Below are 24,861 nucleotides of genomic sequence, written 5' to 3'. Positions count from 1 at the left end.
CCGGCCACGACCCGAACCGGTTTGGACGCGCTTTTTTCATGGTGTGGACCGAACGAGAGAACATGGTATCCGACGGCGACACCGCACCGACGTTCACGGCGACAATCGGCACGAGCGACCACGAGCCGTTCGACCTCGACGACCACCTCGGGGACGGCCCCGTCGTGCTGGCTTTCTTCCCCGGCGCGTTCACGCCGCCCTGCACCAACGAGATGGTCGCCCTCCAGGACCACCTCGCCGACTTCGAGGCCGCGGGCGCGACGATCCTCGGGGTCAGCGCCGACTCGCCGTTCTCACAGGGCGCCTTCCGCGAGGAACACGGCATCGAGTTCGACCTCGTGAGCGACATGAGCGGCGAGGCGATCCGGGCGTACGGCCTGGAGATCGACATCGAGGAGCTCGGTCTGTACGGCATCGCCAACCGCGCGGTGTTCGTCCTCGACGACGACGGCACGGTCGTCTACGCCTGGGAGGCCGACGACCCGACGAACGAACCCGATTACGACGCGGTACTGGACGCCGTCGAGTCGGCCTGAGACGACGGCGCCGGCGGGCTCACTTTTATTGTCCGTCGATGGAGAGGGTGTCGTATGCGATGCCGCCCTGCCCTCCCGTGTATCGCCCTCCTCCTCCTCGCCGGCTGTACGTCCTTCGGCGGGGGCGTGACGACGACCGACGCACCGGCCGACACGCCGACCGTAACGGAGACGACAGTGCCCCCGACGGACGCGACCCCGACGCCGGAGACGACGACCGACGGGCCGGACGCGACGACTGGGACGGCGACGCCGTCGAACGACTCGTCGCCGGCGGCCGACGCGTACCCGCCCGGCGTCGGTCCCGACGGACTGACGAACAGCACCGCGCTCGAACTGGCGAACCGGGACGCGCTCCTGGAAACCGGCTACGCGGCGGCCGGGACCCGGAACCTGACCACCGAGGTCGGGACGCGGAACACGTCGGTCCGAGCGGTGGTCGGGGCCAGCGGGTTCCCGCACCACACCGTCACCCGTCAGATAATGAACGGCACTCTCGGCCGTGAGACGGCGACGTGGGCCAACGAGACGGTCGGACTCACTCGCTACCGGGGCGACGACCCCGTCGAGTACCGCAACCGGTACGGCCCGGACGCGCCGACCGCGGCCGCCACGGAACTCGGACTGTTCACGGCCCTCGAAGGCGGTGACTGGGAGACGGTAGCGGTCGAAGGCACACCCGATGCCCGACGACTCACGCTCCGTGCGACGACGCCCGACCCGACCGGCGAGCGCCCGCCGGAGGCGACCCTGACCGGCTACGACGGACGGCTGGTGGTGGGTGAGAACGGAACGATCCACCGCGCGAACGTCACGGTCGACATCGAGATGCGGGGCGCGAACCACACCGTCCGCTTCGCCTACGGACTCACTGCGACCGGCGGTGCGACCGTCGACCGCCCGGCGTGGGTCGACGAGCGAATCCGTGACGTACTGAACGTCAGCGTCCGGGCGGCGGCGGTCGACGACCGGTTCGTCCGCGTCGAGAACACCGGTCGGACGGCCATCGGACCCGGGAGCGAGTTCCTGCTCTGGTACGGCGGGTGTGGCCGCGCGGCGGCCGACCTCGAACGCCCGCTCGCGCCGGGCGAGGCGGTGTACGTCTACGTCGAGAACGGCACGTACAGCGACCTCGGCTTCAATCACACGAGCCCCAGCGGGCCGGCTCAGTCCATCTCGCACCCGAGCGACCTCATCGTGTACCCGCCCGCCGGCGACGACGAGCGGCCGGACCCGGTCGCGCGGGCGGACGTGGCCGAGGTCGACGCCACGAACGCGTCCGCGTCGGGGAGTGCCGCCCTGTCAGTGGCGGGCGGTGCGACTCGTCTCGGCTCGGCGGTGGGGTGCTGACGCGCCGCCTCACATCGTCCCGAACAGCTCGAACTTGTCGCGGCGGAACATGTCGATCTCGCTTGCCATCGAGGGGCCCTGCTCGGCGGCGAAGACGACCGCCTCGGCGATCTCCTCCGGCTCGGTGACCTCGCCCTCGTCGAACCGCTCGGCGAAGGTCTCGCCGTAGACGCCGCCGAACTCCGTGCGGACCTCGGAGGGATTGACGACGGTGACGCCCACGTCTTCGGTGCCGACCTGCGCGGAGACGCTCTTGGCGAAGCCCCGCGTCCACCACTTCGAGGCGGCGTAGACGGGGTTGAACGGGCGGGGGAACTTCCCCGCGAAACTGCCGATGAAGACCAGGTTCCCCTCGGACTCCCGGAGGTGGGGGATGGCCTCTCGCGTGACGAAGAACATCCCGTCGACGTTGACCTCCATCATCGTGCGGTACTCCTCGGTCGTCATGTGTTCCACGTCGGCGCCCCGAGCCAGGCCCGCGTTGTTGACGACGAGGTCGAGGCCATCGAACTCGGAGACGGTGGCCTCGACGAGCGTGGCGACGGCGTCCTCGTCGCGGACGTTCGTGGGGACGACGTGTGTCTCGGCGTCGTACTCCGCGGCGACGGTCTCGGCGATCTCGTCGAGTCGTTCCTCGCGGCGGGCGGCGAGGACGACGCGGGCACCCTCGCGGGCGAGCGCGTGAACGGTCGCGCGACCGATCCCCGCGCTCGCTCCGGTGACGATGGCCGTCTGTCCGTCGATGGATCGTGGCATGCACTGGGGTTCGGGCGGTCGGAGCGTGAATCTTTGGCCGGGTCGGCCCTTCGAAGGCCCTTTCGGTGCTGACGGTGGTTGTTGGGACGAATGCGCACTCGCACCCTCGTGCTGCTGGTTTTCGCGGCCGCGGTCGCCCTCGCCGGCTGTGGCGGGCTGGGCGGCACGACGACCGACGGGCCGAACGCGACGACGAACACGACGGCGACGGACGGGTCGCCCGCGACGGCGACACCCGACGGCGGCGGCGGGAACGGTGACGTCGACTACCCGCCCGGCGTGACCGAGGCGGGACTGGCGAACGCGACGGCGCTGTTCGAGGCCGACTGGACCGCCCTCAACGAGAGCGGCTTCGCCGCGACGGCGACGCTGAACCGGTCCGCGGGGGACGCGACCCTCACGCTCGTCCGCGAGGGCCGTATCACCGCCGGCGGACAGGACGCGCTGTTGCGGAACGAGGAGCGGACGGCGAACGGAACGGTCGAGACCACCATCTGGCGCAACGAAACGGTCGGCCTCAACCGCATCAACGAGCGCGGCTTCGAGTCCGGAACGGCAACGCTCTACCGCCAGCAGTCCGATATCGGGCGGATCGGGGCGAACCCGTTCTACAGCGGGCCGACGGCGGGGATCATCGCACTCGGGAACTACGACGTCGCCTCAGTCGACGGGACGGGCGCTGACACGCGGATCACGCTCACCGCCGACGCGGCGAACGAGAGCCGGGCGTCACAGCTCCGTGTCGACGTCACGAGCTACGAGAGCGAACTCGTCGTCGACCCGACGGGCCGCGTCCGTGCCGCCGACACGACGGTCGAGACCGGCGGCCAGCGGGCCGCGACGATCTCGATAGACTACGAACTCCGGGAAACTGCGGACGTCACCGTCGACCGCCCGGACTGGTTCGAGACGGGCGCGAGCGAGGCCCCGGACGTGACGGTGTCGGCCGAACTCGTCAACGAGAGCTACGTCGCGCTCACGAACGAGGGCCCCGACGCGCTGGAGAGCGGCTGGCAGGTCCAGCTCCGGACCGGGCTCCGGCCGATTTCGGTGTCGCTCCCGTCGGCAGTCGAGCGCGGCGAGACGGTCTACGTCTCCTACCCGGCCGACGGCCAGGAACTGCAGGTGACCGAGAGCGCCCCCTCGGAGACGGGCGAATCCATCTCCGGCGCGCGGGGCGTGACGGTGGTCGAAGTCTCGCCGTCGGGTCGCACCTACCCCGTCGCCGGCACCGCGCTGGGCGGGGCGGGGCAGCCGTAACCCCGAGTCGTCCCACACACGCACCCGGCCGTGCCGGGACCGTTCGCGCGGTGAACGGAGCGCAACGGATAAACCGTTGCCGCGTGATAGCGTAGGCACATGCAGCGGGTCCAACCGCAGGATTTCGAGCGGGTCCTCTCGTCGATGTGTACCAAACCGCATCCAGCGGCCCGCGACGCCGCCGAACGCTTTCTCGCGACGAACCCCGGCGACCCCGGTACGTACGAGACCATCGCCGAACTGGAGCGGAAAGCGGTCGAGATGCTGGGAACTATAACCGGCCTGCCGAGCGCCGAGGGCTACGTCACGAGCGGTGGGACCGAGGCGAACATCCAGGCGGTCCGGATCGCGCGCAACCGTGCAGCGACGGACCAGCCGAACGTCGTCGCGCCGGAGAGCGCCCACTTCAGTTTCAACAAGGCCGCGGACCTGCTGAACGTGGAACTCCGGACGGCGCCGACCGACGCGGACCACCGGGCCGACATGGCGGCGGTGAAAGAACTGGTCGACGACGACACTGTCGCGGTCGTGGGCGTCGCGGGCTCGACGGAGTACGGCCGGGTCGACCCGATTCCCGCGATGGCCGACCTCGCCGCCGACCACGACGCGATCTGTCACGTCGACGCCGCGTGGGGCGGGTTCGTCCTCCCCTTCACCGACCATCGGTGGCACTTCGGCCACGCCGACGTGGACACGCTCACCATCGACCCGCACAAGATGGGACAGGCCGCCGTCCCCGCCGGCGGACTTGTCACCCACTCCACGGAGTTGCTCGACGAGCTCGCCGTCGACACGCCCTACCTGGAGTCGAAGTCACAGGCGACGCTGACGGGGACCCGGAGCGGCGCGGGCGTCGCGAGCGCGGTCGCGGCGATGGAGGAGCTGTGGCCGGTTGGCTATCGCGAGCAGTACCACGAGTCGATGGAAAACGCCGAGTGGCTGGCCGAGGAGCTGGCCGCGCGGGGTCACGACGTGGTTGCGCCGGACCTGCCCATCGTCGCCGCGGACATGACCTCACCGGTGACAGAGGACCTCCGCCAGCGGGGCTGGCGCATCTCCAAGACCGGCGCCGGCGAGATGCGCATCGTCTGTATGCCCCACGTCACGAAGTCGATGCTGCGCTCGTTCGTCGCCGACCTCGACTGGTACTGACTCGGCGCCCCCCGATGACACGGTTTCACACAGGAGTGCAACGGAGTGAAAACATCAAGGCTTACACACGGGGGCAGCTAACTCCCGCTCGTGGCGACTGTATCGGTCCTCGCGTCGGGAGGGTTCTTCGACGGTCTCTACCACGGACTCGAAACCCTGGTCCGGACGTCGACGGGACCTGCAGGACTCGGTATCATCGGCGTCTACTCGTTTCTGATCGCGTTCGTCCTGCCGCTGCCGAGCGAAGTCGTCCTCGTCGCGCCGCTCCGGCTCGGCCTGCCGGGCTGGGTGGAGCTCGGACTGATCGTCCTCGTCAGCGGCCTCGGGAAGGCGGCCGGGAGCGTCTTCGCCTTCCACATCGGCCAGGAAGCCAAGCAGTCGGGCCCGGTCATCCGTTTTCTCCGCCGGTCGCGGTTCGACGTGGTCGAGTGGTCCGAGAACAAGACGGTCGAACTCGCACAGCGGTACGGCTACATCGGCCTGGCGCTGGCGCTCTGCGTTCCTGGTTTCCCCGACACGCTCTCGATCTACGCATTTAGCGTCCTCGAAGAGGACTACGTCCGGTTCGCGCTGGCGACGTTCGCCGGCAGCGTCGGGCGCCTCCTCCTGACGCTGGCCGGCGCCGCCAGCGTCGCCGCACTGGCCTGACGACACGGCCGACTGCCTGACCGAAAGATACACGACGTGTGGTGACACATACCGCACGTAGATCGGGGGAATGGAAACCGCACTCACGTCACGGGAGCTGCGCGACGAGTCGCGCGCGCTCGTGCTCGCACCGACGGGTGTCGCCGGGGGTGGCGGGGCCTGCGTCCCGGGGATCGCCCGGCCGTCGGACCGGCACGTCCTGCAGGTCTCGTACGAACGGCCACCGGACGCCATCGTCGAGGACTGGCTGACACACCACGACGACCTGCCGGCGTCGCTGGCCGTCGTCGGCCCCGGCGACGGAGCGGCGACGCTCCCGACGGACGTCCACGTCACGACCGTCGCGCCCGACGACCTCACGGGGGTCGGCATCGCCGTCGGCCGGTATCTCGACCGCTGGGACGGGACGCCGGTGGTCTGTGTCGACTCGCTCACGACGCTGCTGGCCCACGTCGACCAGGACCGACTGTTCCGGTTCATGCACACGCTGACCGGGCGGTTCGTCGCCGCCGGCGCGGCAGCACACGTCCACCTCGACCCGTCGACGCAGGACGAGCGGACCGTCGCCACGCTCGCGACGCTGTTCGATACCGTCGTCCGGCACGACGACGGGACCTGGCGCGTCGAGCGGCCCTGAATCCGGCTGTCAGGGCCGCGCCGGCCCGTACCGGCGCGGAACGACCGGGTGTCCGAGAGCCTCACCCGGTCGCGATGCCGCCGAGGACGAGGCCTTCGGGGGACGCCGCGGACACGGCTCAGCCACCCGACATCGTGCGTCCGCGTGGCGGTCGATGCTCGATCACACGCCGGCCAGTGACCGAAGCCTACCGCGAGAGCGGGGATGACCGGCGACGCGGCAGCCGTGACGCCCTCGCACAGGGGACCGGACCGGAAACCAGCGGGTTTTAGGTCGGCATGGCAGTAGGGAGAGTCATGAGCCACGAGGAGTTCCCGACGGACGACCCCGCGGTGGTGACCTGTGGGTTGCCCTACGCGAACGGCGACCTGCACGTCGGCCACCTGCGGACGTACGTCCTCGGCGACGCCCTGAGCAGGGCGCTCCGGCGTGTCGGCCAGCAGACCGCCTTCGTCTGTGGGTCCGACATGCACGGGACGCCCATCGCCGTCAACGCCGCCGAGGAGGGCGTCGACCCCGAGACGTTCGCACTGGAGTACCACGAGCAGTACGAGGAGACGTTCCCACGGTTCAACGTCGAGTTCGACAACTACGGCCACACACACGACGAGACGAACACCGAGACGACGCGGGAGTTCGTCGAATCCTGGATCGACAACGACCACGTCTTCGAGAAGGAGATCCAGGTCGCCTACGACCCCGACGCCGACCAGTGGCTCCCGGACCGACTGGTCGAGGGGACCTGCCCCTACTGCGGCGAACACGCCCGCGGCGACGAGTGTGACGAGGGCTGTCAGCGCCACCTCGAACCCGGCGAGATCGAGAACCCGGAGTCGACGCTGACGGGCAACCCCGCCGAGTACCGCGAGCGCGACCACAAGTTCCTCCGGCTGTCGGACTTCCAGGCGTACCTCCAGGGCTTTCTCGACCGGATGGAGGGGACCGACAACGCGAAAAACCAGCCCCGCGAGTGGGTCGATGGCGACCTGCAGGACCTCTGTATCACCCGTGACATGGACTGGGGCATCGACTACCCCGGCGAGGGCGATGGGGAGACGCCGGAGGATCTCGTGCTGTACGTCTGGGTCGACGCGCCCATCGAGTACGTCTCCTCGACCAAGCAGTACAGCGAGCGGGTCGACGACTACGACTGGGAGGACGTCTGGAAGATCGACGGCGAGAAGCGCCACGGCACCGAGTGGGACGACGACTGGACCGACGCGGGCGGCGAGATCGTCCACGTCATCGGCCGCGACATCATCCAGCACCACTGCGTGTTCTGGCCTGCGATGCTCCGCGGGGCGGGCTACAACGAGCCGCGGTCGGTGCTGGCGACGGGCTTCGTCGGCATCGACGGGAAGGCCCTCTCGACGAGTCGGAACCGCGCGGTGTGGGCCGACGAGTACCTCGAGGAGGGGTTCCACCCCGACCTCTTTCGCTACTACATGGTCAACGGGAGCGGGCTGGAGACCGACGTGGACTTCTCGTGGGACCGCTTCGCCGAGCGGGTCAACGGCGAACTCGTCGGGAACCTCGGGAACTTCTGTTATCGGTCGCTGTTGTTCGCCCAGCGCAACTACGACGGGACGCCGGACACCGAGGTCAGCGACGACGTGCGAGAGCGCATCGAGGACGCCGTCGACGAGTTCGGCGCGGCGCTCGACGATTACCGCGTCCGGGACGTGGGCGCGGTCGCGGTCGACCTCGCGGACTTCGGCAACGAGTACATCCAGCGCAACGAGCCCTGGAAGCTCGTCGACGAGGACCCCGACGAGGCCGCACAGGTCATCCGCGACTGCGTCCAGCTGGCGAAGGCCATCGCCGTCTGTATGCAGCCCGTCCTCCCCGGGAAGGCAGAGGAGCTGTGGGAGCAACTCGGCGAGGACGGCTCCGTCCACGAGGCCGGTCTCGACGACGCGCTGGCGGCACCGCCCGCCGACTTCGACGAGCCGACGGAGCTGTTCGAGGGCATCGAGGACGAACGCATCGAGGAGCTGAACGCCAAGCTCCAGGAGCGCATCGAGGAAGCAACCGAGGACGACGAGGAGGGCAGCGACGCGGACGAGACCACCGACGACGAGGACACCATGGACTTCGATCCCGAACCACTGACCGAAAAGCGCATCGCCGTCGACGACTTCGAGGACCTGGACATCCGTGTCGGGCGGATCGAGACGGCCGAACCGGTCGAAGGGTCGGACAAACTCGCGCGGCTGGAGGTCGACATCGGCGTCGAGACCCGACAGGTCGTCGCCGGCATCAAGCAGCTCCACGACCTCGACGAACTGCCTGGCACGCGGGTCGTCCTGCTGGCGAACATGGAGAAAGCCGAGCTGTTCGGCGTCGAGAGCAACGGGATGGTGCTGGCCGCCGGCGAGGAGGCGGACCTGCTGACCACCCACGAGGACGCTCCCTTGGGCTCGAAGATCCGGTGACTCCCCGGCCGAGTCAGGCCGTGACCTTTTGCCGTTCAAGCGACTACGATGGAGTATGACTGACGAAGACGAGGGTGCCGACGAGGGCGGCAACGAGTGGCGGTTCGGGGTCGACGAGGTCGGTCCCGAGGCCGACGACGACAGCGAGGCCGCCGCCAGCGGAGCCGATGGTGCGAGCGCCGACGGCGAGACGGACGACGGCGAGGCGGACGACGACGGCAACGTGGCCGGGTCGCTACTCGAACTGGAGGACGAACTCGAACCGGGAACGCCGTCGCTCGAAGGGACGATGTTCGTGCTCCTTGGCGCGTTCGCGACGGTCCTCTTCCTGCTCGAAGCGGGCGGAGTCCTCTGACCCCGGAAGGATTAACCGCCGCGCACGTCTAGTAGGGAGTATGGCAGGAACCCTCATCGGCCAGCAACTCGCGCTCCTTCTGGTCGTCGCGGGCGCGGGGCTCGTCATCGCCGAAGCGCTCGCTCCGGGCGCCCACTTCATCGTCCTCGGCGTGTCACTGCTCGTGGCAGGCCTGCTGGGGCTGGTCATTCCCCCGAGCCTCGGCCTGTTCGCCCCGCTCGTTCTCGCGGCGACCGTCATCGTCGTTGGCGGCATCACCCTCTATGGCTACCGCCAGTTCGACTTCTACGGCGGGAAAGGCGCCGGTCAGACCTCGGACTCCGGCGACCTGCGCGGGAAGACCGGTCGGGTCACCGAGGAGGTCACGGAGACCAGCGGCGAGGTGAAACTCGACAGCGGGGGGTTCAACCCCAACTACCGCGCCCGCTGTCTCGACGGCTCGATCCCGGAGGGGACCGAGGTTATCGTCGTCGACCCGGGCGGCGGCAACGTCGTCACCGTCGAAGCCCTGGACGAGATCGAAGACGAGATCGACCGCGAACTCGCCCGCGATCCCGAGACGCCCGAGTCAGGGACCGGCGACCCGGACGCCGCCTGACGCGACCGCGCCCGTCGTCTCCCCTGCACCCACCTCGGTATATCCGAATGTCTATTTTTACCGGCCAATAGTGTCGATACGTAACGTATTACCGCCATCGTAGAATACAACCACACACTGAAATCCGATATAATCCTCCTTATACCCAAATTTTATTACCCTCCTCGGACGTTTGTGTAAGTGTAATGTCCGTGTTTGAACGGTCGTACGCGGTTCGGAGGTGGTAGCGAACGAACGACAAATCAGAGTGCAGGTCTCGTAGACGGCCGCACTCTCGCAGTGGCGGTTCTGGCATGCAGCGCGCAGTGGCGCCATCCCAAGATCGCCACGGCGCGATCCGTTCCCAACCCTGTGGACCGTGTTCCCCCTGTCAACGGTCCACGTTCGGCCGGATTTCCGGCCGATGGCTGTACCGAATCCTTTTCACTTAGTCGACCGAAGGTGAACACAATGTTCCCCGCCGTCCCCTTGCAGTTCAGCGGCCCGATCGGGCTCGTCACGGTCATCCTGCTGTTGATCGCAGTCGTGACGGTCTACCAGATGGTCGAGATCGTCAACGCCTACGAGAAGCGGGCGCTGACCGTCTTCGGCGAGTACCGGAAACTGCTGGAGCCGGGTATCAGCTTCGTCCCGCCGTTCGTCTCCCGGACGTACGCCTTCGATATGCGGACCCAGACGCTCGACGTGCCCCGGCAGGAGGCCATCACCCGGGACAACTCCCCGGTCACCGCCGACGCCGTCGTCTACATCAAGGTGATGGACGCGAAGAAGGCCTTCCTCGAAGTCGACGACTACAAGCGCGCCGTCTCGAACCTCGCCCAGACGACCCTCCGTGCCGTGCTGGGCGACATGGAACTGGACGACACGCTGAACAAGCGCCAGGAGATCAACGCCAAAATCCGCCGTGAACTGGACGAACCCACCGACGAGTGGGGGATTCGCGTCGAGTCCGTCGAGGTCCGCGAGGTCAACCCCTCCCAGGACGTCCAGCAGGCCATGGAGCAACAGACCTCCGCCGAGCGCCGCCGCCGTGCCATGATCCTCGAAGCGCAGGGTGAACGCCGCTCCGCCGTCGAGAAAGCCGAGGGTGACAAGCAGTCCAACATCATCCGCGCGCAGGGTGAGAAGCAGTCCCAGATTCTGGAAGCCCAGGGTGACGCCATCTCCACCGTGCTGCGGGCGAAATCCGCCGAGTCGATGGGCGAACGCGCCGTCATCGAGAAGGGCATGGAGACGCTCGCCGACATGGGACAGAGCGAGTCGACGACGTTCGTCCTCCCGCAGGAACTCACCTCGCTGGTGGGCCGCTACGGCAAACACCTCACCGGCAGCGACGTCCAGACGAACGGCGAGAGCATCCTCGACAGCCTCGATTTCGACTCCGAGACCCGCGAGATGCTCGGTCTCGACGACATCGAGGAGATCCTCGGCGAGATCGACCAGGAAGCGGAGGTCGACGTCGAGCAGATGGAAGAGCAGGCACAGGCGGTCAAGTCCGGGGCCGACCCCGCGGACATCAGAGACCCCGACGAGGTCATCGAGGAGATGGACGCCGAACTCGACGAGTCGGCGCCGCCGACGGACGACACCGAACCCGGCGGGGCCGGGTCCGACGAACCCAGCGGAGCGGACGGCGAGGAAAGCGACGAAAGCGACAAGTAACAGATACGTGTGCGTAGTCGAAGCCGTTTTAGGTAGCTCTATCCTACACGTTCGTAGATGAGCGACGAGGGCGTCGACGAATCCAAGCGGGCGACGTTACGTCGGTTCGCCGCCATCGGGGCGGCCAGCCCGCTCGCTCGCCTGGACGCCGGCGGTGAGGGCGACAGCGACGCTCCCGGGGGCATCGCCGGCTACGTCGCCGCCACCCCCGGCGCCCACTTCTCGAAGATCCGCGACGACCTCCAACTGGGAACCGGCGAGACCCAGCACCACCTCCGCGAACTGGAACGCCGCGGCGTCGTCGAGCGCCGGAAAGACGGCGACTACACCCGCTTCTTTCCCGCCGACCGCTTCTCCGAGTTCGAGCAGGTCGCGCTGGGCTACCTCCGCCGGGAGACGCCACGCGGGATGATCGTGACGCTGCTGCGCGACCCGGCGGCGACCGCCGGCGACCTCGCGGACCGGCTGGCGGTCTCGACGCCGACGATCAGCAAGTACGCCGCCGAACTCGATACTGCCGGCCTGCTCTCGCGGGCGGACGGCTACGCCGTCGAGCAGCCGGAGACGCTCTTGCTCCTGCTCGTTCGCTACGCGGACTCCTTCGACGCCGACACGGCGGCACTGGCTGCCGAGGCCGACGCCATCGTCCAGTACGACCCCTGAGTTGCCTTGGGGCGTCGACGAGCGGAAAGACCGGCCGCTCAGGCCGTGACTTTCCAGGTCGTCGAGGAGGAGTAGCCCCACTTCTCGACGTCGATGTCGAACTCGCCGTTCCGGATGGCGGGCATGTTGGTCCCGACTTCCTTGGCGGACATATCGAGGTCCTCACCGATACAGCGCGATTTGAAGTAGGTCTTGGTGTCGGCGTGCTCGCGGAGGTACGCCAGGATACGCTTCTGTTTCTCGGTGAGTGTCTCGGCTGCGGCCGTCGCCGTCGCAGTCGCGCTCATACAAACGACGTGGAGCGTAACCCCCTTAGCGGGTTTGGTACGGTCGGCTAAACCGCCCGCCCGCTTGCGGTTCTGGGAGAGAAGGTGCGAGAGAGACGACGGGTGATCCGTCGCTGGCCGGTGTGTCGGTGCCGGTTGGTACGGGGAGGTAACGGCGCCGGCCGCCCCGCGGCGCTGTCAGATATCCTCGTCGATGATCTCGCCGACCGCGAAGTTGGACTTGACCTCCGTGATCTCGACTTTGACCCGTTCACCGATGTCGGCACCGGGGACGATGATGACGTAGCCACGTTCCACACGGGCGATTCCATCGCCCTGTTTGCCGATGTCCTCGATCTCGACGTAGCGGATCTCGCCGGCCTCGACCGGCGGTTGTGGCTCGTCGGATACCTCTTCCTCCGGTTCGTCGGGCGCCGGTTCCGCCCGCTCGCTGGCGATGAGCGCGACGCGATACGTGCTACCGGGCTCGACGGAGCCGGTGTCGATCTCCCGTTTGGGGATTTCCACCGTATAGGTGTCGCCGTCGTCCCTGACTTCCGCACTGAACAGACACAGGAGCTTCTCAGAGATTTCCAAGGTGAGACCTCCACCGACCGAAAGGCCGCCTGTAATAAAGACTTTGCCCGTCACTCGCTGCTTGAAGCCGCCCGTGACGCCCGCTCGCGCGCCACGTTCCGCTCACTCGATGGGCGTCCCGTCCGGCCGCTTCCGTCCCTCCGAGTCGTGGACGACGACCTCCCCCGGCCCCGGGTCGGCGGGTTCGTAGTTGTCCCGGACGGCGATGGCTTCCGTCAGTTCCCGGACCGCCCGCTCCTTGAGCGCCCCGGCCAGTTCCTCGGCCTCGGCCCGGGAGATGTCCCGGCCCAGCCCCTCGCACTCGTGCGCACGGACCATGCCGTCCTCGTCGACGGCCTCGCCCATCGGCTGGCTCGTGCCGCTCAGCGCGACGGAGAAGGGGTAGGTCCGACAGATCAACGGGCGATCCCCGTGAACCGTACAGGCACCGACACCGTCGTCTTCCTCGTAGAACGTGCAGTCACCGCAGCCGTCGGTCTGGAGTGCCCACTCGAAGGTCTCTCCCTCCGGGCCGTCCGACCCCTCGCTGAGGCCGTAGGGCATCGGCCGAGCCACGTCCCTGAAGTCGTAGTCGCCGGCCTCCTGTAGGTCCCGGATTTCGTCGGGGAAGACCGTCGCCGTGTGGGGTTCTCGGTCGGTCTCGTCGTCCCCCGTGTCGGTCTCGTCGGCACCCGCTTCCGACTCCTCACCGCACGTCTCGGCCTTGCAGCAGGCGCCACAGCGCGTACACTCGAAGCCGATTGACTCGATAGCGTCGGCCAGCTCGCTCTCGTCGAGGTCCCGCGCCCGGTCGAGTTCGGTTTCGAGGCTTTCCATGCCCTCGCTTGCCGCCAGGAGTAGAAGAGCCTGCTCACTCGGTGTCGGGCGTCCCGTGGCCGCCGCCGCCCGGCGTCTCGATCCGGAGGGTCGTCCCCGCCGCGACCTCGCGGGTGGTCTTCGCGGGCAGTTCGACCCGCTCGCCGTCGGGCGTCACGAGCAGGTTCCGGCCCGACTGTCCGTCGGCACCGCCGGCCAGCCCCCGCGGCGCGTGCCGCCGGCGCTCGGTCAGCAAGGAGACGGTCGCGTCGGTCAGCACCGTCAGTTCCCGCACGAGACCGTCGCCGCCGTGGTACCGACCCGCGCCGCCGCTGTCCTGGCGCAGGCCGTAGCTCTCGACCCGGAGCGGGTACTCGGCCTCCAGCGCCTCGACGGGCGTGTTCAGGGTGTTGGTCATCCCGACCTGGACGCCCGAGAGCCCGTCGCTGTCGGGGTTCGCCCCCGCGCCGCCGCCGACGGTCTCGTAGTACTGGAAGTCGGCGTTACCGACGACGGTGTTGTTCATCGTCCCCTGCCCGCCCGCGGGGACGCGGTCGGGCGCGGCCTCGGCGAGTGCGGCGAAGACCACGTCGGTCACCCGCTGACTCGTCTCGACGTTGCCCCCCACGACTGCGGCGGGCGGCGTCGGGTTCAGCAGCGACCCCTCGGGCGCGCTGACCGTGACCGGGTCGTAACAGCCCTGGTTCGGCGGCACGTCCGGGTCGGTTATACATCGTATGACGTAGTAAACAGCACTCGTGGCGACCGAAAGCGGCGCGTTGACGTTCCCGGGCACCTGGTCGGCGGTGCCGGCGAAGTCCACGTCGACGGTCGCGCCGTCGACGGTGACGGTGGCCTCGATGGGCACGTCGCGGTCCGTCTGTCCATCGCCCTCCAGTACGTCGCTCGCCGTGTAGGTGCCGTCGGGGAGGTCGCGGAGTTCGGCCCGGACCCGCTCGCGGGAGTAGTCGATGACGGCGTCGAAGGCCGCGAGCAGGCGGTCGCCGTGGGCGTCGAGGAGGTCGCCGAGCCGTTCCTCGCCGCGCTCGTTCGCGGCCCGCTGGGCCCGCAGGTCCGCCCGGCGCTCGTCGGGGTTGCGGACGTTCGCCAGGAGCAGCGCCTCCACGTCGGCGTTCGTCTCGCCGGCCGCGACGAGTCGCACGGGCGGAATCCGGACCCCCTCCTGCTGGATGTCGGTCGCCCCGGACGGCATACTGCCCGGCGACATCCCGCCCACGTCGGCGTGATGGGCTCGGGAGACGGCGTAGCCGACGATCTCTCCGTCACCGGGCGACGCCCGGTTGCCAGAGGGACTGCGTCCCTCGCTGTCGGGCGCCATCGGCGAGACGAGCGTCACGTCGGGGAGATGCGTGCCGCCGGTGAAGGGGTCGTTCAGCGCGAACACGTCGCCCGGTCGCGGGTCCCGCTCGCGCACGGCGTCGACCGCCGCGGGCATCGCACCGAGGTGGACCGGGATGTGTTCGGCCTGGGCGATCAGTCGGCCGTCCGCGTCGAACAGCGCCGTCGAGCAGTCCTGGCGCTCGGTGATGTTCGGGGAGTAGGCGCCGCGGATGAGGACCTGTCCCATCTCCTCGGCGACGCTCTCCAGTTGGTTCCGGAGTATCTCCAGTTCCACGGCGTCGATGTCGTGGGCCGCCGGCGCGGTCGCCCCGTCGTCGCCGCTCATCGGTCCACCTCCAGCACCAGCGCCCCGTCGTCGGCGACGCGAGCGGCCCAGTCCGGCGGCAGGACGACGGTGCTCTCCCCGCCCTCGAAAATCGCGGGGCCGTCGTAGGTCTCGCCGGCTGGAACCCGCTCGCGGGCGTACACCGGCGTCTCGTGGAAGCGGCCGGCGGTGGCGTCACCGGTGTCGTCGCCCGTGTCGTCGCCGCCGTCGTTGCCGGCTCCGTCGTTCGCCTCCTCGCCGGCCGCGTCGGCCCCCTCGCCGACGAAAAACGCCTCCCGCGTGCCGGTCCGGGGGTCGCCGGTCGGGTCGTGGTCGAGCGTCGGCGGGTCGCCGGGGACGGTCGCCGTCGCCCGGAGATTGACGAGCGTGACCGGTTCGTCGGCCATCCGGTAGCCGCGGACGCGCTCGTGGGCGTCGTGGAACCGCTCGGCGACCGCCCCCGCGTCGAAGGGGTCCGGGACGGCGACGGTCAGCTCGAAGCTCTGCCCGGCGTAGCGGCAGTCGGCCTCCCGGGTGACCGTCGCGGCGTTCGGCTCGGCGGTGTCGGCCAGCACCGTCTCCCGAAGGTCGTCGTAGGCCGCCCCGACGGTATCGGGGTCGGCCTCGGCGAGCGGGGTCCGGTGGGTCCGGACGGCGTCGTGTTTCTCGTCGGCCGCGAGCAGGCCGAGCGCCGAGAGGACGCCCTCGGCGGGCGGGACGACGACCGTCTCGACGCCTAGCCGGTCCGCGAGCGCGGCGGCGTGCATCGGCCCCGCCCCGCCGAAGGCGGCAAGCGCGAACGCGCGCGGGTCGTGCCCCTGTTCGACCGTCACGCCGCGGATGGCGCGAGTCATCGTCGCGTTGGCGACCCGGTAGACGCCGCGGGCAGCCGCGAGCGCGCCGTCACCCTCGCTCCCCCCGTCCAGACCCGCCTCGTCTGCGAGGGCCGCGAGCGCCGCGCGGGCGGCGTCGGCGTCGAGTTCGAGTCCCTCCCCGAGCGTCGTCTCCGCCCCGAGGTAGCCGAGCACGAGGTTCGCGTCGGTCACCGTCGGCTCCGTCCCGCCCTTGCCGTAGCAGGCCGGGCCCGGCTGTGCGCCGGCCGAGCGGGGGCCCACACGGAGCGCGCCACCGGCGTCGACCCACGCGACCGACCCGCCGCCCGCACCCACCGTGTTCACGTCCACCATCGGAACGCGGACCGGGTGGCCGCCGACGTCCGCCTCGGTCGTCCGCTCGGCCTCGCCGTCCCGGACGAGACTCACGTCGCTCGACGTGCCGCCCATGTCGAAGGTGACGAGGCCGGCGGCGGGGGCGTGGCGGTCGAAGACCGACGCGCCGACGACCCCCGCCGCCGGGCCGGAGAGGACCGTCGTCACCGCGTTGTCACGGACCGTCGCCGCGTCCGCGATGCCGCCGTTTGCCTGCATCACCCGCGGCGCCGGCAGCCCCTCCTCGTCGGCCCGCCGCTCCAGGCGTCCGAGATACCCCTCGATGGCTGGCGTGACGTACGCCTCCGCGACGGTCGTCGCCGTCCGCTCGTACTCCCGGAATTCCCCGAGCACTTCGTGGGAGGCCGCGACCGGCACATCGAGTTCCTCGCGCAGCGTCGCGGCGACGGTCCGCTCGTTCTCGGGCGTCGCGTAGGCGTGCAACAGGGAGACGGCCACGGCCTCGACGGGCGGGTCCGCCCCCGCGATGTCGGCCGCGATCTCCCGGATCTCCGCCGGGTCCACCGGCTCGTCGATGCCGTCGGGCGTCGCCCGCTCGTCGACCGCGAAGCGGCACTCGCGGGGGACGAGCGGGGCGGGCTTGCGCGCCGAGAGGTCGTAGAGCGCCGGGCGGTCCTGGCGCCCGATTTCGAGGACGTCCCGGAAGCCGTCGGTCGTGACCAGCGCCGTCCGCGCGCCCGCCCCCTCCAGGATGGCGTTGACGGCGACGGTCATCGCGTGCCGGAAGCCGTCGACTGCGGCAGGGTCGACGCCGGCGGCCTCGCAGGCCGTCGTGATTCCTTCGACGACGCCGACGCTCTGGTCGGCCGTGCTCGGGACCTTCGCAGTCGTGCGGTCCTCGCCGACGAAAAGGACCACGTCGGTGAACGTCCCCCCCACGTCGACCCCCAGCCTGACGCCCTCGTCGTCCGCTGTCATGCCCGTGACATCGGTCCGCGGGCCCGTAAACGGTGCCGGTCCGGCGGCGCTCGGGACCGAGTCACCCCCTCGGCCCCCTCCGAATAAGTTAAAGCTTTATTACCTGTCAGGCTGTCGTGATGCGTATGAGTGACGGACCAGGTGACGACAACGGCGGACAGGGCGATCAAGGCGGACAGCCCGGGCAGGGCGGTCAGCTGGGCGGACAGGGCGGTCAGCCGGGTGGACAGCCAGGCGCCCAGCCCGGACAGGGCGGCCAGCCGGCCGGACAGGGTGCCCAGCCGGCCGGGCAGGGCGCCCAGCCGCGAGGCCAACCCGGCGGCGCGCCCGGTGCGGGCGCCAGCGCGACCGACGTCCTGAGCCAGCCGGCGGGCCAGGCGACGCTGAAGTACGTCGTGGGCCTGCTGGGCGTCCTCGCCGCCGCCACCGGGCTGTTCGCGTTCCTGGCGAGTGAGCTACTCGGCAACAACGCCATCGCCGTGAACGCTCCCCAGTCGGCGTTCCTGACGCTTACCTACGTCGGCGCGCCGCTGCTCGTCGCGCTGCTGGCCGGACAGGGCGTGTTCGAGGTCGGACAGGACGACGCACAGAGTTACCTGCTCGGGTTCGTCGGCGGCTTCGCGGGCCATCTCGTGCTCGTGTTCGTCGGCGGCATCTTCACCGCGCTGGCGTCGGACACGTTCGAGTTCGGCGACGCGCTCATCCTCGGGATCATCCTCGCCATCGGCACCGGCGTCGTCGCCGCCGGCGTGACGTGGGTCCGGGACTGGAGCAGGGCGCCAGCGGCCTGAGCCGGGACCGCTCTTTTACTCGCGACCGAACCCCGCCAGCGTCGCGTTCGTTCGATCCGCGAGGTGCGTCTCGACCGCCTCGCGGCGCCAGCCCAGCGGTGAGACGACGCTCTCGGCGGCCCGAACGAGCCGGTCGGCGTAGAAGTCGGCGTCGTAGGTCGCGGGGTCCTCGTCGGCGAGTCGGACTCGCTCGCGACCGTCAGCGCCGTCGTCGACGACCACGTACCGGACGTGCTGGCCGGGGCGACGATCCAGGCCCGCGTCGGCGGCCCGCTCCAGCGCGGCGACCGTGCGCGTCGACCCCTCGTACTCGTCGACACCCTTCGAGGCACGCTGTTCGATCACCAGGTCGGCCGGGTCGACCGCGCCGCGCCGGAGGCGACCCAGGTGGTCGGCGAGGCGGTCACAGACCGCTTCGGGGTCCCGTGTCGCGTCGAACGCCCGGAGCAGATCGCGCTGTATCTCGGCGACGAACGCCGCCGTGCTTTCCTGCCGGCACTCGATGCCGCGCGTCTTGAACGCGTCCGCACCGTCGGTCGCGGGGTCGGCGTCGGCACGGCGGCCGAAGTACTTCGTGAGCGCGCCGGCCGCGCCGTCGCGGGTCGGGACGAACGCGAACCAGTCGTACTCGTCCTCGTACTCCAGGGCGATGTCGGTGTCGTCGCTGACGCGGGCCGCGACGGCGGCGACCGGTTCGCGCTCGCTCGCCGGCACGTCGGGCGCGGGTGTCACCCAGAGGCTGTCGACGACGCCGTGGAGGACGCGCCAGCCGCCGGCCTCGAAGGCGGCTTTCGCGTCGAGCAGTATCTCGCGGGCGTAGGCGTTGATCGCCTCGTGGCACTCGATGCGGCCGAACTTCGCGTTGGAGAACCCCTGGTAGCCGAAGCAGGCGACGAGGATCCACTTGAGCGCCTCGATGCGCCGGTCGAGGGATGTCCGGCGTTCGGGGTCGTCAGTCGCCGCGCGCTCGCGTTTGAGCGCGGCGCGGTCCTCGACGAGCGGGGCGAGCACGTCCGGGAGATAGCCCGGCTCGTCACAGACGCTGTAGCCGAGGCCGGGCACGTCCGCGCGGTCGTGGCAGTCACAGCGGACCGTCTCCGGGCTGACGTTGCGGGTGCGGATGACGTTTGGATACAGCGACGCGAAGTCGAGTTCGTGAACCGTCTCGTGGACGCCCACGGCGGGCGAGAGGGTGTGGCCGCCGCGGTCGGCTCGCCGGAGCGTCGTCGCGGACTTGAAGAACTCGGGGCGGTAGGCGTGCCAGGGGACGAGCACGTCCCGCTCGCGGGCCTCGCGGATCTGGATCGCCGTGAGCACACGCCCGATGGACGCCCACGCGAGTTCCTGCAGGGGCTGATGCGACCGCCCGACGAGGTCGAGACAGCCGTCGAGCCCGGCCTGCCGGTAGAAGAACGTGTTCGACCGGTCGATCACCGCCCGGCCCGGCACCGTGTAGCGGGCCGGCGAGTGGTGGACCGTCCCGTAGCTCTCGTAGGTCGAGGCGCCCGCCAGCCGCCGCCAGCCCGGCAGTCGGCCGAGTTGCAGGTCCACGCCCCCCGTCGCCGCCGCCTCGTACAGCGTCGGGATGACCGCGCCCGCGTTCACCACGAGGACGTCCGGATCGCGTCGCTCGACGGCCGCCGCGACCGCACCGACGAGGTCGCCGGGCGCCCCCTCGTGTTCGGTGCCGTCGACGACGAGCGATTCGAGCGGGCCGTCGCCGAGCGCCCGCTCCGGCACGGCGAGTTCGAGCGCGCGGGGGTCGCGGGCAGGCGTCGGATCGACTCCCCGGTCGAGGCAGTAGCGGAACCCCCGCGAGAGGTCCACGTCGGCCAGTCGGACCTCGCCGGGGTCGCCGCAGTCTCGGATCCGGGCCGCGAGCGGTCGCACGCGGTCGATCCCGCGCACGTCGACCCGGAGAACCGGTTCTGGGTCCCGACGCCAGCCCCGCCGTTTCTCTGCGACGGCGACCGAAACGGCGTCCGCCATGGCCGCGACCTCGTCGCGGATGGCGGTCACCGGGCCGTCGGCCCGAACGACGTAGAGCGTCGGCGTGTACTCGGTGTCCCGGTCGGCGGTCGCGCCGTCTTCGGTCAGCCGCCACGCGAGGGCGTCGCCGTCCCGGTAGTCGACGGTGAAGGCCATCAGCCGTCCGGGCCTCCGGGTCGGTCGGGTTCGTCGGCGCTTCCGGAGCGGTCGAGGTCGTCGCCGACCGCCGACGCGGCGTCCCGGTCGCCGCCGCGCTCGCCGTCGCCGGTCGCCGTCCAGGGCCGTTCGAGCCGAGCCTGTGCGCCGTCGACCGACCGGCGTTCGTCCGGGTCGATCCCCGCCTCGGCTTCGAGGGCGCCGAGGCGGGCGTCGAGCGCGGCGAGCCGTGCCTCCTGTTCGAGCGCGACCGAGAACAGCACCGCGGCGAGGGGCGCGTCGTGGTTCAGGTAGCTGCAGGCGTCGGCGTGGGCGCGTGCGTGGGCGAACAGGCGGTCGAAGTGCGGGCGGTCGCGCCGCCGGAGCGCCCGCCGGTAGTCGGCGAACTCGCGTTCGATCCCCGACAGCCGGTCGCGGAACGTGGGGTTAGTACGCCCCATCGGTCACCACCTCCCCGGGGACTGCACCGGTCGACGCGAACGGGTGCCCGTCGGCCTCGCGGTTCGTCGCGTCCGCTCGCGTCGCCGCGTCGTCGGCGACCGCGCCGGCGGGGTCGACGGTGACGCCCTCGTGGCGCGCCGCAAGCACGGACTGCCAGAAGGCCAGCGTCGTCTGGACCGTGCCGTCACCCTGGGGGTAGACAAGCGTCTCGAACGCCTCGGTCCGGAAGCGCAGGCCGAAGCGCGTCCGCTCGCACTCGATCACCCGCTCGCTCGCCCGCTCGACGGGCGCGGCGAAGTCGTCGGCCCGCCGCCGCGTCACCACCACCGGCACCGCGTGGTCGCGGGCCAGCCGCGTGAGTCGTGCCAGCGAACGCAGGAGGAGCGCCTGCCCGTCCGCGCCCGCTTCCTCGCGGTACCGCGCGTCGACGGCGGGGACGACGAGCAGTGCCGTCCCGTCGTCGACCCGCGACCGGAGTCGCCGGACCAGTTCGGCGTGCTGGTGGGCGGTGAACCCCCGGGCCACGTGCACCCGGTCCAGCAGCCGCGTCTCCGGTGCCAGCCGCACCAGCGGGCCGGTCCGGGCGTGCCCGCCGGCGTCGACCCAGCGGGCGCGGCCACCCGTCCGCAGGAGGTGGTCGACGACGAGCGCGGCCAGCGGTTCCAGCCGGTCGCCACGGCCCGTTGCCTGCACGTCCAACAACTGTACCCCCGACTCCAGCGTCGGCAGTTCGGGTCGGTCGTCGCGTCGCATACGCGAGGTGTCGGACGCGACCGGGAAGAGCGAACCCGGGTCGGTTCCGGAATTTCCAGAAGTCAACGGGGTCGTCGTCAGTGGCGGGGAGCGGTGCCGAGGCTGCTGGTTCTCGATCTTCGGGCCGTTTCCGAATCGTTTCCAGAAGGCGTCAGCTACCCACCGCTGGAGCGGTGGGCTTGCCGGTGGACTCCCGTTCTGCCGACACGTAGGTGACACACCCCCGGCTCGCGGCCACTGCCGGGTCACCGGTCGTCGTCGGTCGCGTGCGGGGCGGTCGAGGCGGCGTGGCCGGTCGTCGGGTCGGCGACGCGGTAGACGCGGTCGCGGCTGGTCCCCTCGGCGACGAGCAGGTCGTACTGGACCATCTTCGCGAGGTAGTTGCGGACGGTGCGGTCGGTCTTGGGGTCGTCGACGCGCTCGCGGTAGGCCTCGTAGAGCGGGGCGGGTTCGATGGCGCCGACCTCGTCGACGGCGTCGTACAGCGCCCGCTGGTGGGGCGTCAGTGTCTCGAGGTTCTTCCGGTGGACGGCGGTCCGGCCGGCGGGGATGGCCTCCTCGAGCAGGTCGTCGGTGACCGTCTCGCGGTCGGCGCGGTCGGCCTTGCGAGCGGCGCTACGGAGGATGCTGATGCCGACCCGGGCGTCGCCCGCCGCCGCGTCCGCGATGGTCCGTATCTGGGCAGTCGACACCGCGTCCGCTGTCAGCCCCCAGCGGGCGCGGGCGGCGAGGATGCTCGCCAGTTCGTCCAGCCCGTAGCGGTCGAAGCCGATGGTCTCGCTCCCGCGGAGGCGGCTGGTGAGGCGCTCGTCGGCCCGCGCGAACAGTTCGGCCTCCCGGTTGGCGATGAGCACGAGCGAGAACGCGGGCAGCGAGTGCAGGTCGTAGAGGACGTCGAGCGCCTCCAGCTGGTCGACCTCGTCGAGGACGACCACGCAGGGCGGGCCGTCGTACCTCCGGAGCCGGTCGAGCAGTTCGTCGTGTGGCGTCGACCGCCGGTGGATGTCGACGGTCTTCCCCAGCCCCTCCAGGATGCGATAGAGCGCCCGGAATCGCGAGTAGTTCTGCCAGCAGTTGACGTACTGGGAGCGCACGTCGAGGTGCTGTTCCCTGAGCCGCCCGACGGTGTAGCGGGCGATACAGGTCTTGCCGGCACCGGAGGGACCGGTGATGACAGCCGTGTCCGCTGGCTCGCCCCGCGTGACCGGTTCGAGCATCCCCGAGAGGTGTGTCACCTCGCCGTCGCGATGCTCGACCTCGCGGGGCACGAACTCCTCGCGGAGGACCCGAGCATCCTCGATCATACGGGATGGAGGGGACGCCAGCGGCTTAAGCGCCGGCGTGTCACTTCCGCGGTTTCCAGAATGTGTCACACACCCATGGAGAGCACGAGGGCGGTGCGACCGCGCGTGAACCGACCGGAGATTGATGTGGGGCGGCACCGTAGCACCGGTCACCGTGACCGAACCCTCACATCGCTGCGACGGCTGTGGGGCGACGCTCGGTTCGAAAGACGAACTCGACCACGAGTCGGGTGCCGGCGGCCGTTCCTGGTACTGCCGGTACTGCGGGACCGCCGTCCCGGGAATCGTCGCCGAGAAACTGAGCCACCGCCGCGACGGGTCCGCGACGGACCGGCGGTCGTAGACGGCACACCCCGACTCACGCCAATGGTAGAGGTAGCCGCCGATCCGGCAGTCACGCCGGGCGGGTCCGGGCGTGCAGCGGGAGGGCAATCGGGCGGCGTCGCTGAGTTTTCGCGATACCGGCACTCCCGGACCGATGAGGAGTCGCTGACTCGCGTTTTCGGAGGCCACAGCGAGCGGGGGGCCGGTAGCGGAAACCCCCGAAGAGTGGTGGGGATTGATGTGCCGGCCGGTGTAATTGTTGGCAGTCATGCGCGAGTACACCCTCGCTCCCCCCGCGACCCCGGTGGAGGCGGAACCAGAACTGGCGATTCCGACGCGGCAGACGGACCACGGACGGTGTGACGTATGAGCGAAAAAGTCTTCGACGGACTCAAAGTACTCGACGTCTCGACGTTCGTCACCGGTGGGTTCTGCTCGGCGATGCTCGCCAACCAGGGTGCCGACGTCGTCAAGATAGAACAACCCGGCTACGGCGACGCCATTCGCCACTCCGGCCCCCCGTTCATCCAGGGTGAGTCGCCCTACTACTGGACGGTCAACTACGGTAAACGAAGCCTCGAACTCGACCTGAAGAACGACGAGGCCAAAACGGCGCTCTACGATCTCGTCGAGGAGGCTGACATCTTCGTCCAGAACTTCCGGCCCGGCGTCGCCGAGCGTCTCGACGTGGACTACGATACGCTCACCGAGTACAACGACGACCTCATCTACCTCGCGGTCTCCGCGTTCGGCCAGACCGGCCCCTGGCGTGAACGCTCGGGCTACGACCTGCTCATTCAGGGCATGGGTGGCATCATGGACGTCACCGGCGAGGAGGGCCGCCAGCCGGTCAAGGTCGGCCTCCCGATGTCCGACCTCGTGACGGCGATGTGGGCCGCCTTCGGCGTGGCGACCGCCCTCTACAGGCGCGAGCGGACCGGCGAAGGCGAATACATCGACCTCGGGATGCTCGACTCGGTGTTGCCGTGGCTGACCAAGCAGGCCGGCAAGGTCTTCGCCGACGAGGAGCCGGAGCGCATGGGCACCAAAGACCCCGTGCTGGCCCCCTACCAGACCTTCGAGACCGAAGACAGCTACATCAACGTCTGCGTCCTCAACGAGAAGCTCTGGGGCGAACTGTGCGAGGCGATCGGCCGCGAGGAGTTGATCGACGACGACCGCTTCGCCCAGAACGCCGACCGCGTCGACCACATCGACGAACTCGAAGCCGAGATCGAGGCGACGCTCACCCAGAAGACGACCGAGGAGTGGATCGAGATAATCGCCGACGAGGGCGGCGTCCCCGCCGGCCCGGTCTACAGCGTCGAGGAGGCCCTGCACAACCCGCAGGTTGACGCCCGCGGTGTCATCACCGAGATCGAACACCCCGACCTCGGCGAGATTCCGGTCATCGAACACCCGTTGAACTTCGAGAACGCCGACAGCGGGTTCGAGTCGGCACCGCCGCTCCTCGGGGAGCACAACCGCGACGTGTTCCGCGACCTGGGCTACACCGAGGACGAACTCGATGAACTCGAAGCCGTGGGTGCCTTCGGCGACCAGGAGGGAGGTGACTGACC

23 protein-coding genes and 1 pseudogene are annotated in these 24,861 nt (G+C 69.9%); 14 read left to right on the top strand and 10 right to left on the bottom strand.

What is annotated here, in order from left to right:
- Positions 1-62: 62 nt before the first annotated feature.
- Positions 63-536 carry a redoxin domain-containing protein gene (locus MUG96_RS04805; protein ID WP_246987006.1) on the top strand — a complete coding sequence of 158 codons (474 nt, stop codon included), beginning with the start codon at positions 63-65 and terminating at the stop codon, positions 534-536.
- A gap of 54 nt (positions 537-590) precedes the next feature.
- Positions 591-1,886 carry a hypothetical protein gene (locus MUG96_RS04800; RefSeq protein ID WP_246987004.1) on the top strand — a complete coding sequence of 432 codons (1,296 nt, stop codon included), beginning with the start codon at positions 591-593 and terminating at the stop codon, positions 1,884-1,886.
- A gap of 9 nt (positions 1,887-1,895) precedes the next feature.
- Here MUG96_RS04800 and MUG96_RS04795 read toward each other — a convergent pair whose 3' ends face one another.
- The gene (locus MUG96_RS04795) at positions 1,896-2,642 is read right to left on the bottom strand and encodes an SDR family oxidoreductase (RefSeq protein ID WP_246987002.1); all 747 of its coding nucleotides are present in this window, start codon (positions 2,640-2,642) and stop codon (positions 1,896-1,898) included.
- A 90-nt stretch (positions 2,643-2,732) separates the two neighbouring features.
- On the opposite strand from MUG96_RS04795, the gene MUG96_RS04790 reads away from it, so the two are divergent.
- The 9 genes from MUG96_RS04790 (at position 2,733) to MUG96_RS04750 (ending at position 12,052) form a co-directional block, all read left to right on the top strand.
- Complete coding sequence (locus tag MUG96_RS04790) at positions 2,733-3,902, top strand: hypothetical protein (RefSeq protein WP_246987000.1); 1,170 nt, start codon at positions 2,733-2,735, stop codon at positions 3,900-3,902.
- Between the two features lie 99 nt (positions 3,903-4,001).
- The gene (mfnA, locus tag MUG96_RS04785; RefSeq protein WP_246986998.1) at positions 4,002-5,054 is read left to right on the top strand and encodes a tyrosine decarboxylase MfnA; all 1,053 of its coding nucleotides are present in this window, start codon (positions 4,002-4,004) and stop codon (positions 5,052-5,054) included.
- A 90-nt stretch (positions 5,055-5,144) separates the two neighbouring features.
- The gene (locus MUG96_RS04780) at positions 5,145-5,702 is read left to right on the top strand and encodes a YqaA family protein (protein WP_246986996.1); all 558 of its coding nucleotides are present in this window, start codon (positions 5,145-5,147) and stop codon (positions 5,700-5,702) included.
- Positions 5,703-5,772: 70 nt separating this feature from the next.
- Entirely contained in the window at positions 5,773-6,339 is a 567-nt protein-coding gene (locus tag MUG96_RS04775; RefSeq protein ID WP_246986994.1) for a DUF7504 family protein, read from the top strand.
- A 296-nt stretch (positions 6,340-6,635) separates the two neighbouring features.
- Positions 6,636-8,774: a methionine--tRNA ligase gene (gene metG, locus MUG96_RS04770; RefSeq protein ID WP_246986992.1), complete on the top strand. Its 2,139-nt coding sequence runs from the start codon at positions 6,636-6,638 to the stop codon at positions 8,772-8,774.
- A 55-nt stretch (positions 8,775-8,829) separates the two neighbouring features.
- A complete protein-coding gene (locus tag MUG96_RS04765) occupies positions 8,830-9,129 on the top strand; it encodes a DUF7312 domain-containing protein (protein WP_246986990.1) in 300 nt (99 codons plus the stop codon).
- Positions 9,130-9,169: 40 nt separating this feature from the next.
- Positions 9,170-9,727 carry an NfeD family protein gene (locus MUG96_RS04760; protein WP_246986988.1) on the top strand — a complete coding sequence of 186 codons (558 nt, stop codon included), beginning with the start codon at positions 9,170-9,172 and terminating at the stop codon, positions 9,725-9,727.
- A gap of 450 nt (positions 9,728-10,177) precedes the next feature.
- A complete protein-coding gene (locus MUG96_RS04755) occupies positions 10,178-11,389 on the top strand; it encodes an SPFH domain-containing protein (RefSeq protein ID WP_246986987.1) in 1,212 nt (403 codons plus the stop codon).
- Between the two features lie 57 nt (positions 11,390-11,446).
- Positions 11,447-12,052 carry a winged helix-turn-helix transcriptional regulator gene (locus MUG96_RS04750; RefSeq protein ID WP_246986986.1) on the top strand — a complete coding sequence of 202 codons (606 nt, stop codon included), beginning with the start codon at positions 11,447-11,449 and terminating at the stop codon, positions 12,050-12,052.
- A gap of 38 nt (positions 12,053-12,090) precedes the next feature.
- Here the strand turns inward: MUG96_RS04750 and MUG96_RS04745 are convergent, their stop codons facing one another.
- The 5 genes from MUG96_RS04745 to MUG96_RS04725 form a co-directional block, all read right to left on the bottom strand.
- Complete coding sequence (locus MUG96_RS04745; protein ID WP_246986985.1) at positions 12,091-12,339, bottom strand: DUF7123 family protein; 249 nt, start codon at positions 12,337-12,339, stop codon at positions 12,091-12,093.
- 177 nt (positions 12,340-12,516) lie between these two features.
- Positions 12,517-12,915: a TRAM domain-containing protein gene (locus MUG96_RS04740; protein ID WP_246986984.1), complete on the bottom strand. Its 399-nt coding sequence runs from the start codon at positions 12,913-12,915 to the stop codon at positions 12,517-12,519.
- 102 nt (positions 12,916-13,017) lie between these two features.
- Positions 13,018-13,731: a YkgJ family cysteine cluster protein gene (locus MUG96_RS04735; protein ID WP_246986983.1), complete on the bottom strand. Its 714-nt coding sequence runs from the start codon at positions 13,729-13,731 to the stop codon at positions 13,018-13,020.
- 34 nt (positions 13,732-13,765) lie between these two features.
- Positions 13,766-15,397 (bottom strand): hydantoinase B/oxoprolinase family protein, encoded by a 1,632-nt coding sequence (locus MUG96_RS04730; protein ID WP_246986982.1) that lies wholly within the window; start codon positions 15,395-15,397, stop codon positions 13,766-13,768.
- Positions 15,394-17,523 carry a hydantoinase/oxoprolinase family protein gene (locus tag MUG96_RS04725; protein ID WP_246986981.1) on the bottom strand — a complete coding sequence of 710 codons (2,130 nt, stop codon included), beginning with the start codon at positions 17,521-17,523 and terminating at the stop codon, positions 15,394-15,396. The genes MUG96_RS04730 and MUG96_RS04725 overlap by 4 nt, the downstream gene beginning before the upstream one ends.
- A gap of 125 nt (positions 17,524-17,648) precedes the next feature.
- Between MUG96_RS04725 and MUG96_RS04720 the strand changes: the two genes are divergently transcribed.
- The gene (locus MUG96_RS04720) at positions 17,649-18,314 is read left to right on the top strand and encodes a hypothetical protein (RefSeq protein ID WP_246986980.1); all 666 of its coding nucleotides are present in this window, start codon (positions 17,649-17,651) and stop codon (positions 18,312-18,314) included.
- Between the two features lie 15 nt (positions 18,315-18,329).
- Here the strand turns inward: MUG96_RS04720 and MUG96_RS04715 are convergent, their stop codons facing one another.
- The 4 genes and pseudogenes from MUG96_RS04715 to MUG96_RS04700 form a co-directional block, all read right to left on the bottom strand.
- Positions 18,330-20,459, bottom strand: a complete 2,130-nt coding sequence (locus MUG96_RS04715) for a type B DNA-directed DNA polymerase (protein WP_246986978.1) — start codon at positions 20,457-20,459, stop codon at positions 18,330-18,332.
- 164 nt (positions 20,460-20,623) lie between these two features.
- Positions 20,624-20,899: pseudogene (locus tag MUG96_RS04710) on the bottom strand (DUF8156 family protein); the annotation flags it as partial.
- The gene (locus MUG96_RS04705) at positions 20,886-21,653 is read right to left on the bottom strand and encodes a hypothetical protein (RefSeq protein ID WP_246986976.1); all 768 of its coding nucleotides are present in this window, start codon (positions 21,651-21,653) and stop codon (positions 20,886-20,888) included. The pseudogene MUG96_RS04710 and the gene MUG96_RS04705, both read right to left, overlap by 14 nt.
- Positions 21,654-21,898: 245 nt before the next feature.
- Positions 21,899-22,957, bottom strand: a complete 1,059-nt coding sequence (locus tag MUG96_RS04700) for a Cdc6/Cdc18 family protein (RefSeq protein ID WP_246986974.1) — start codon at positions 22,955-22,957, stop codon at positions 21,899-21,901.
- 154 nt (positions 22,958-23,111) lie between these two features.
- Here MUG96_RS04700 and MUG96_RS04695 point away from each other — a divergent pair, with 154 nt between their 5' ends.
- Both MUG96_RS04695 and MUG96_RS04690 read left to right on the top strand, forming a co-directional pair.
- Positions 23,112-23,300: a hypothetical protein gene (locus tag MUG96_RS04695; RefSeq protein WP_246986972.1), complete on the top strand. Its 189-nt coding sequence runs from the start codon at positions 23,112-23,114 to the stop codon at positions 23,298-23,300.
- Positions 23,301-23,647: 347 nt separating this feature from the next.
- Positions 23,648-24,859: a CaiB/BaiF CoA transferase family protein gene (locus tag MUG96_RS04690; RefSeq protein WP_246986970.1), complete on the top strand. Its 1,212-nt coding sequence runs from the start codon at positions 23,648-23,650 to the stop codon at positions 24,857-24,859.
- Positions 24,860-24,861 lie beyond the last annotated feature (2 nt).

It is taken from the genome of Halorientalis marina (assembly GCF_023028345.1).
In the GTDB taxonomy this organism is placed as follows: domain Archaea; phylum Halobacteriota; class Halobacteria; order Halobacteriales; family Haloarculaceae; genus Halorientalis; species Halorientalis marina.
Note: the sequence above shows the minus strand (reverse complement) of the source record. Positions and strands in the feature narration are given on the sequence as shown.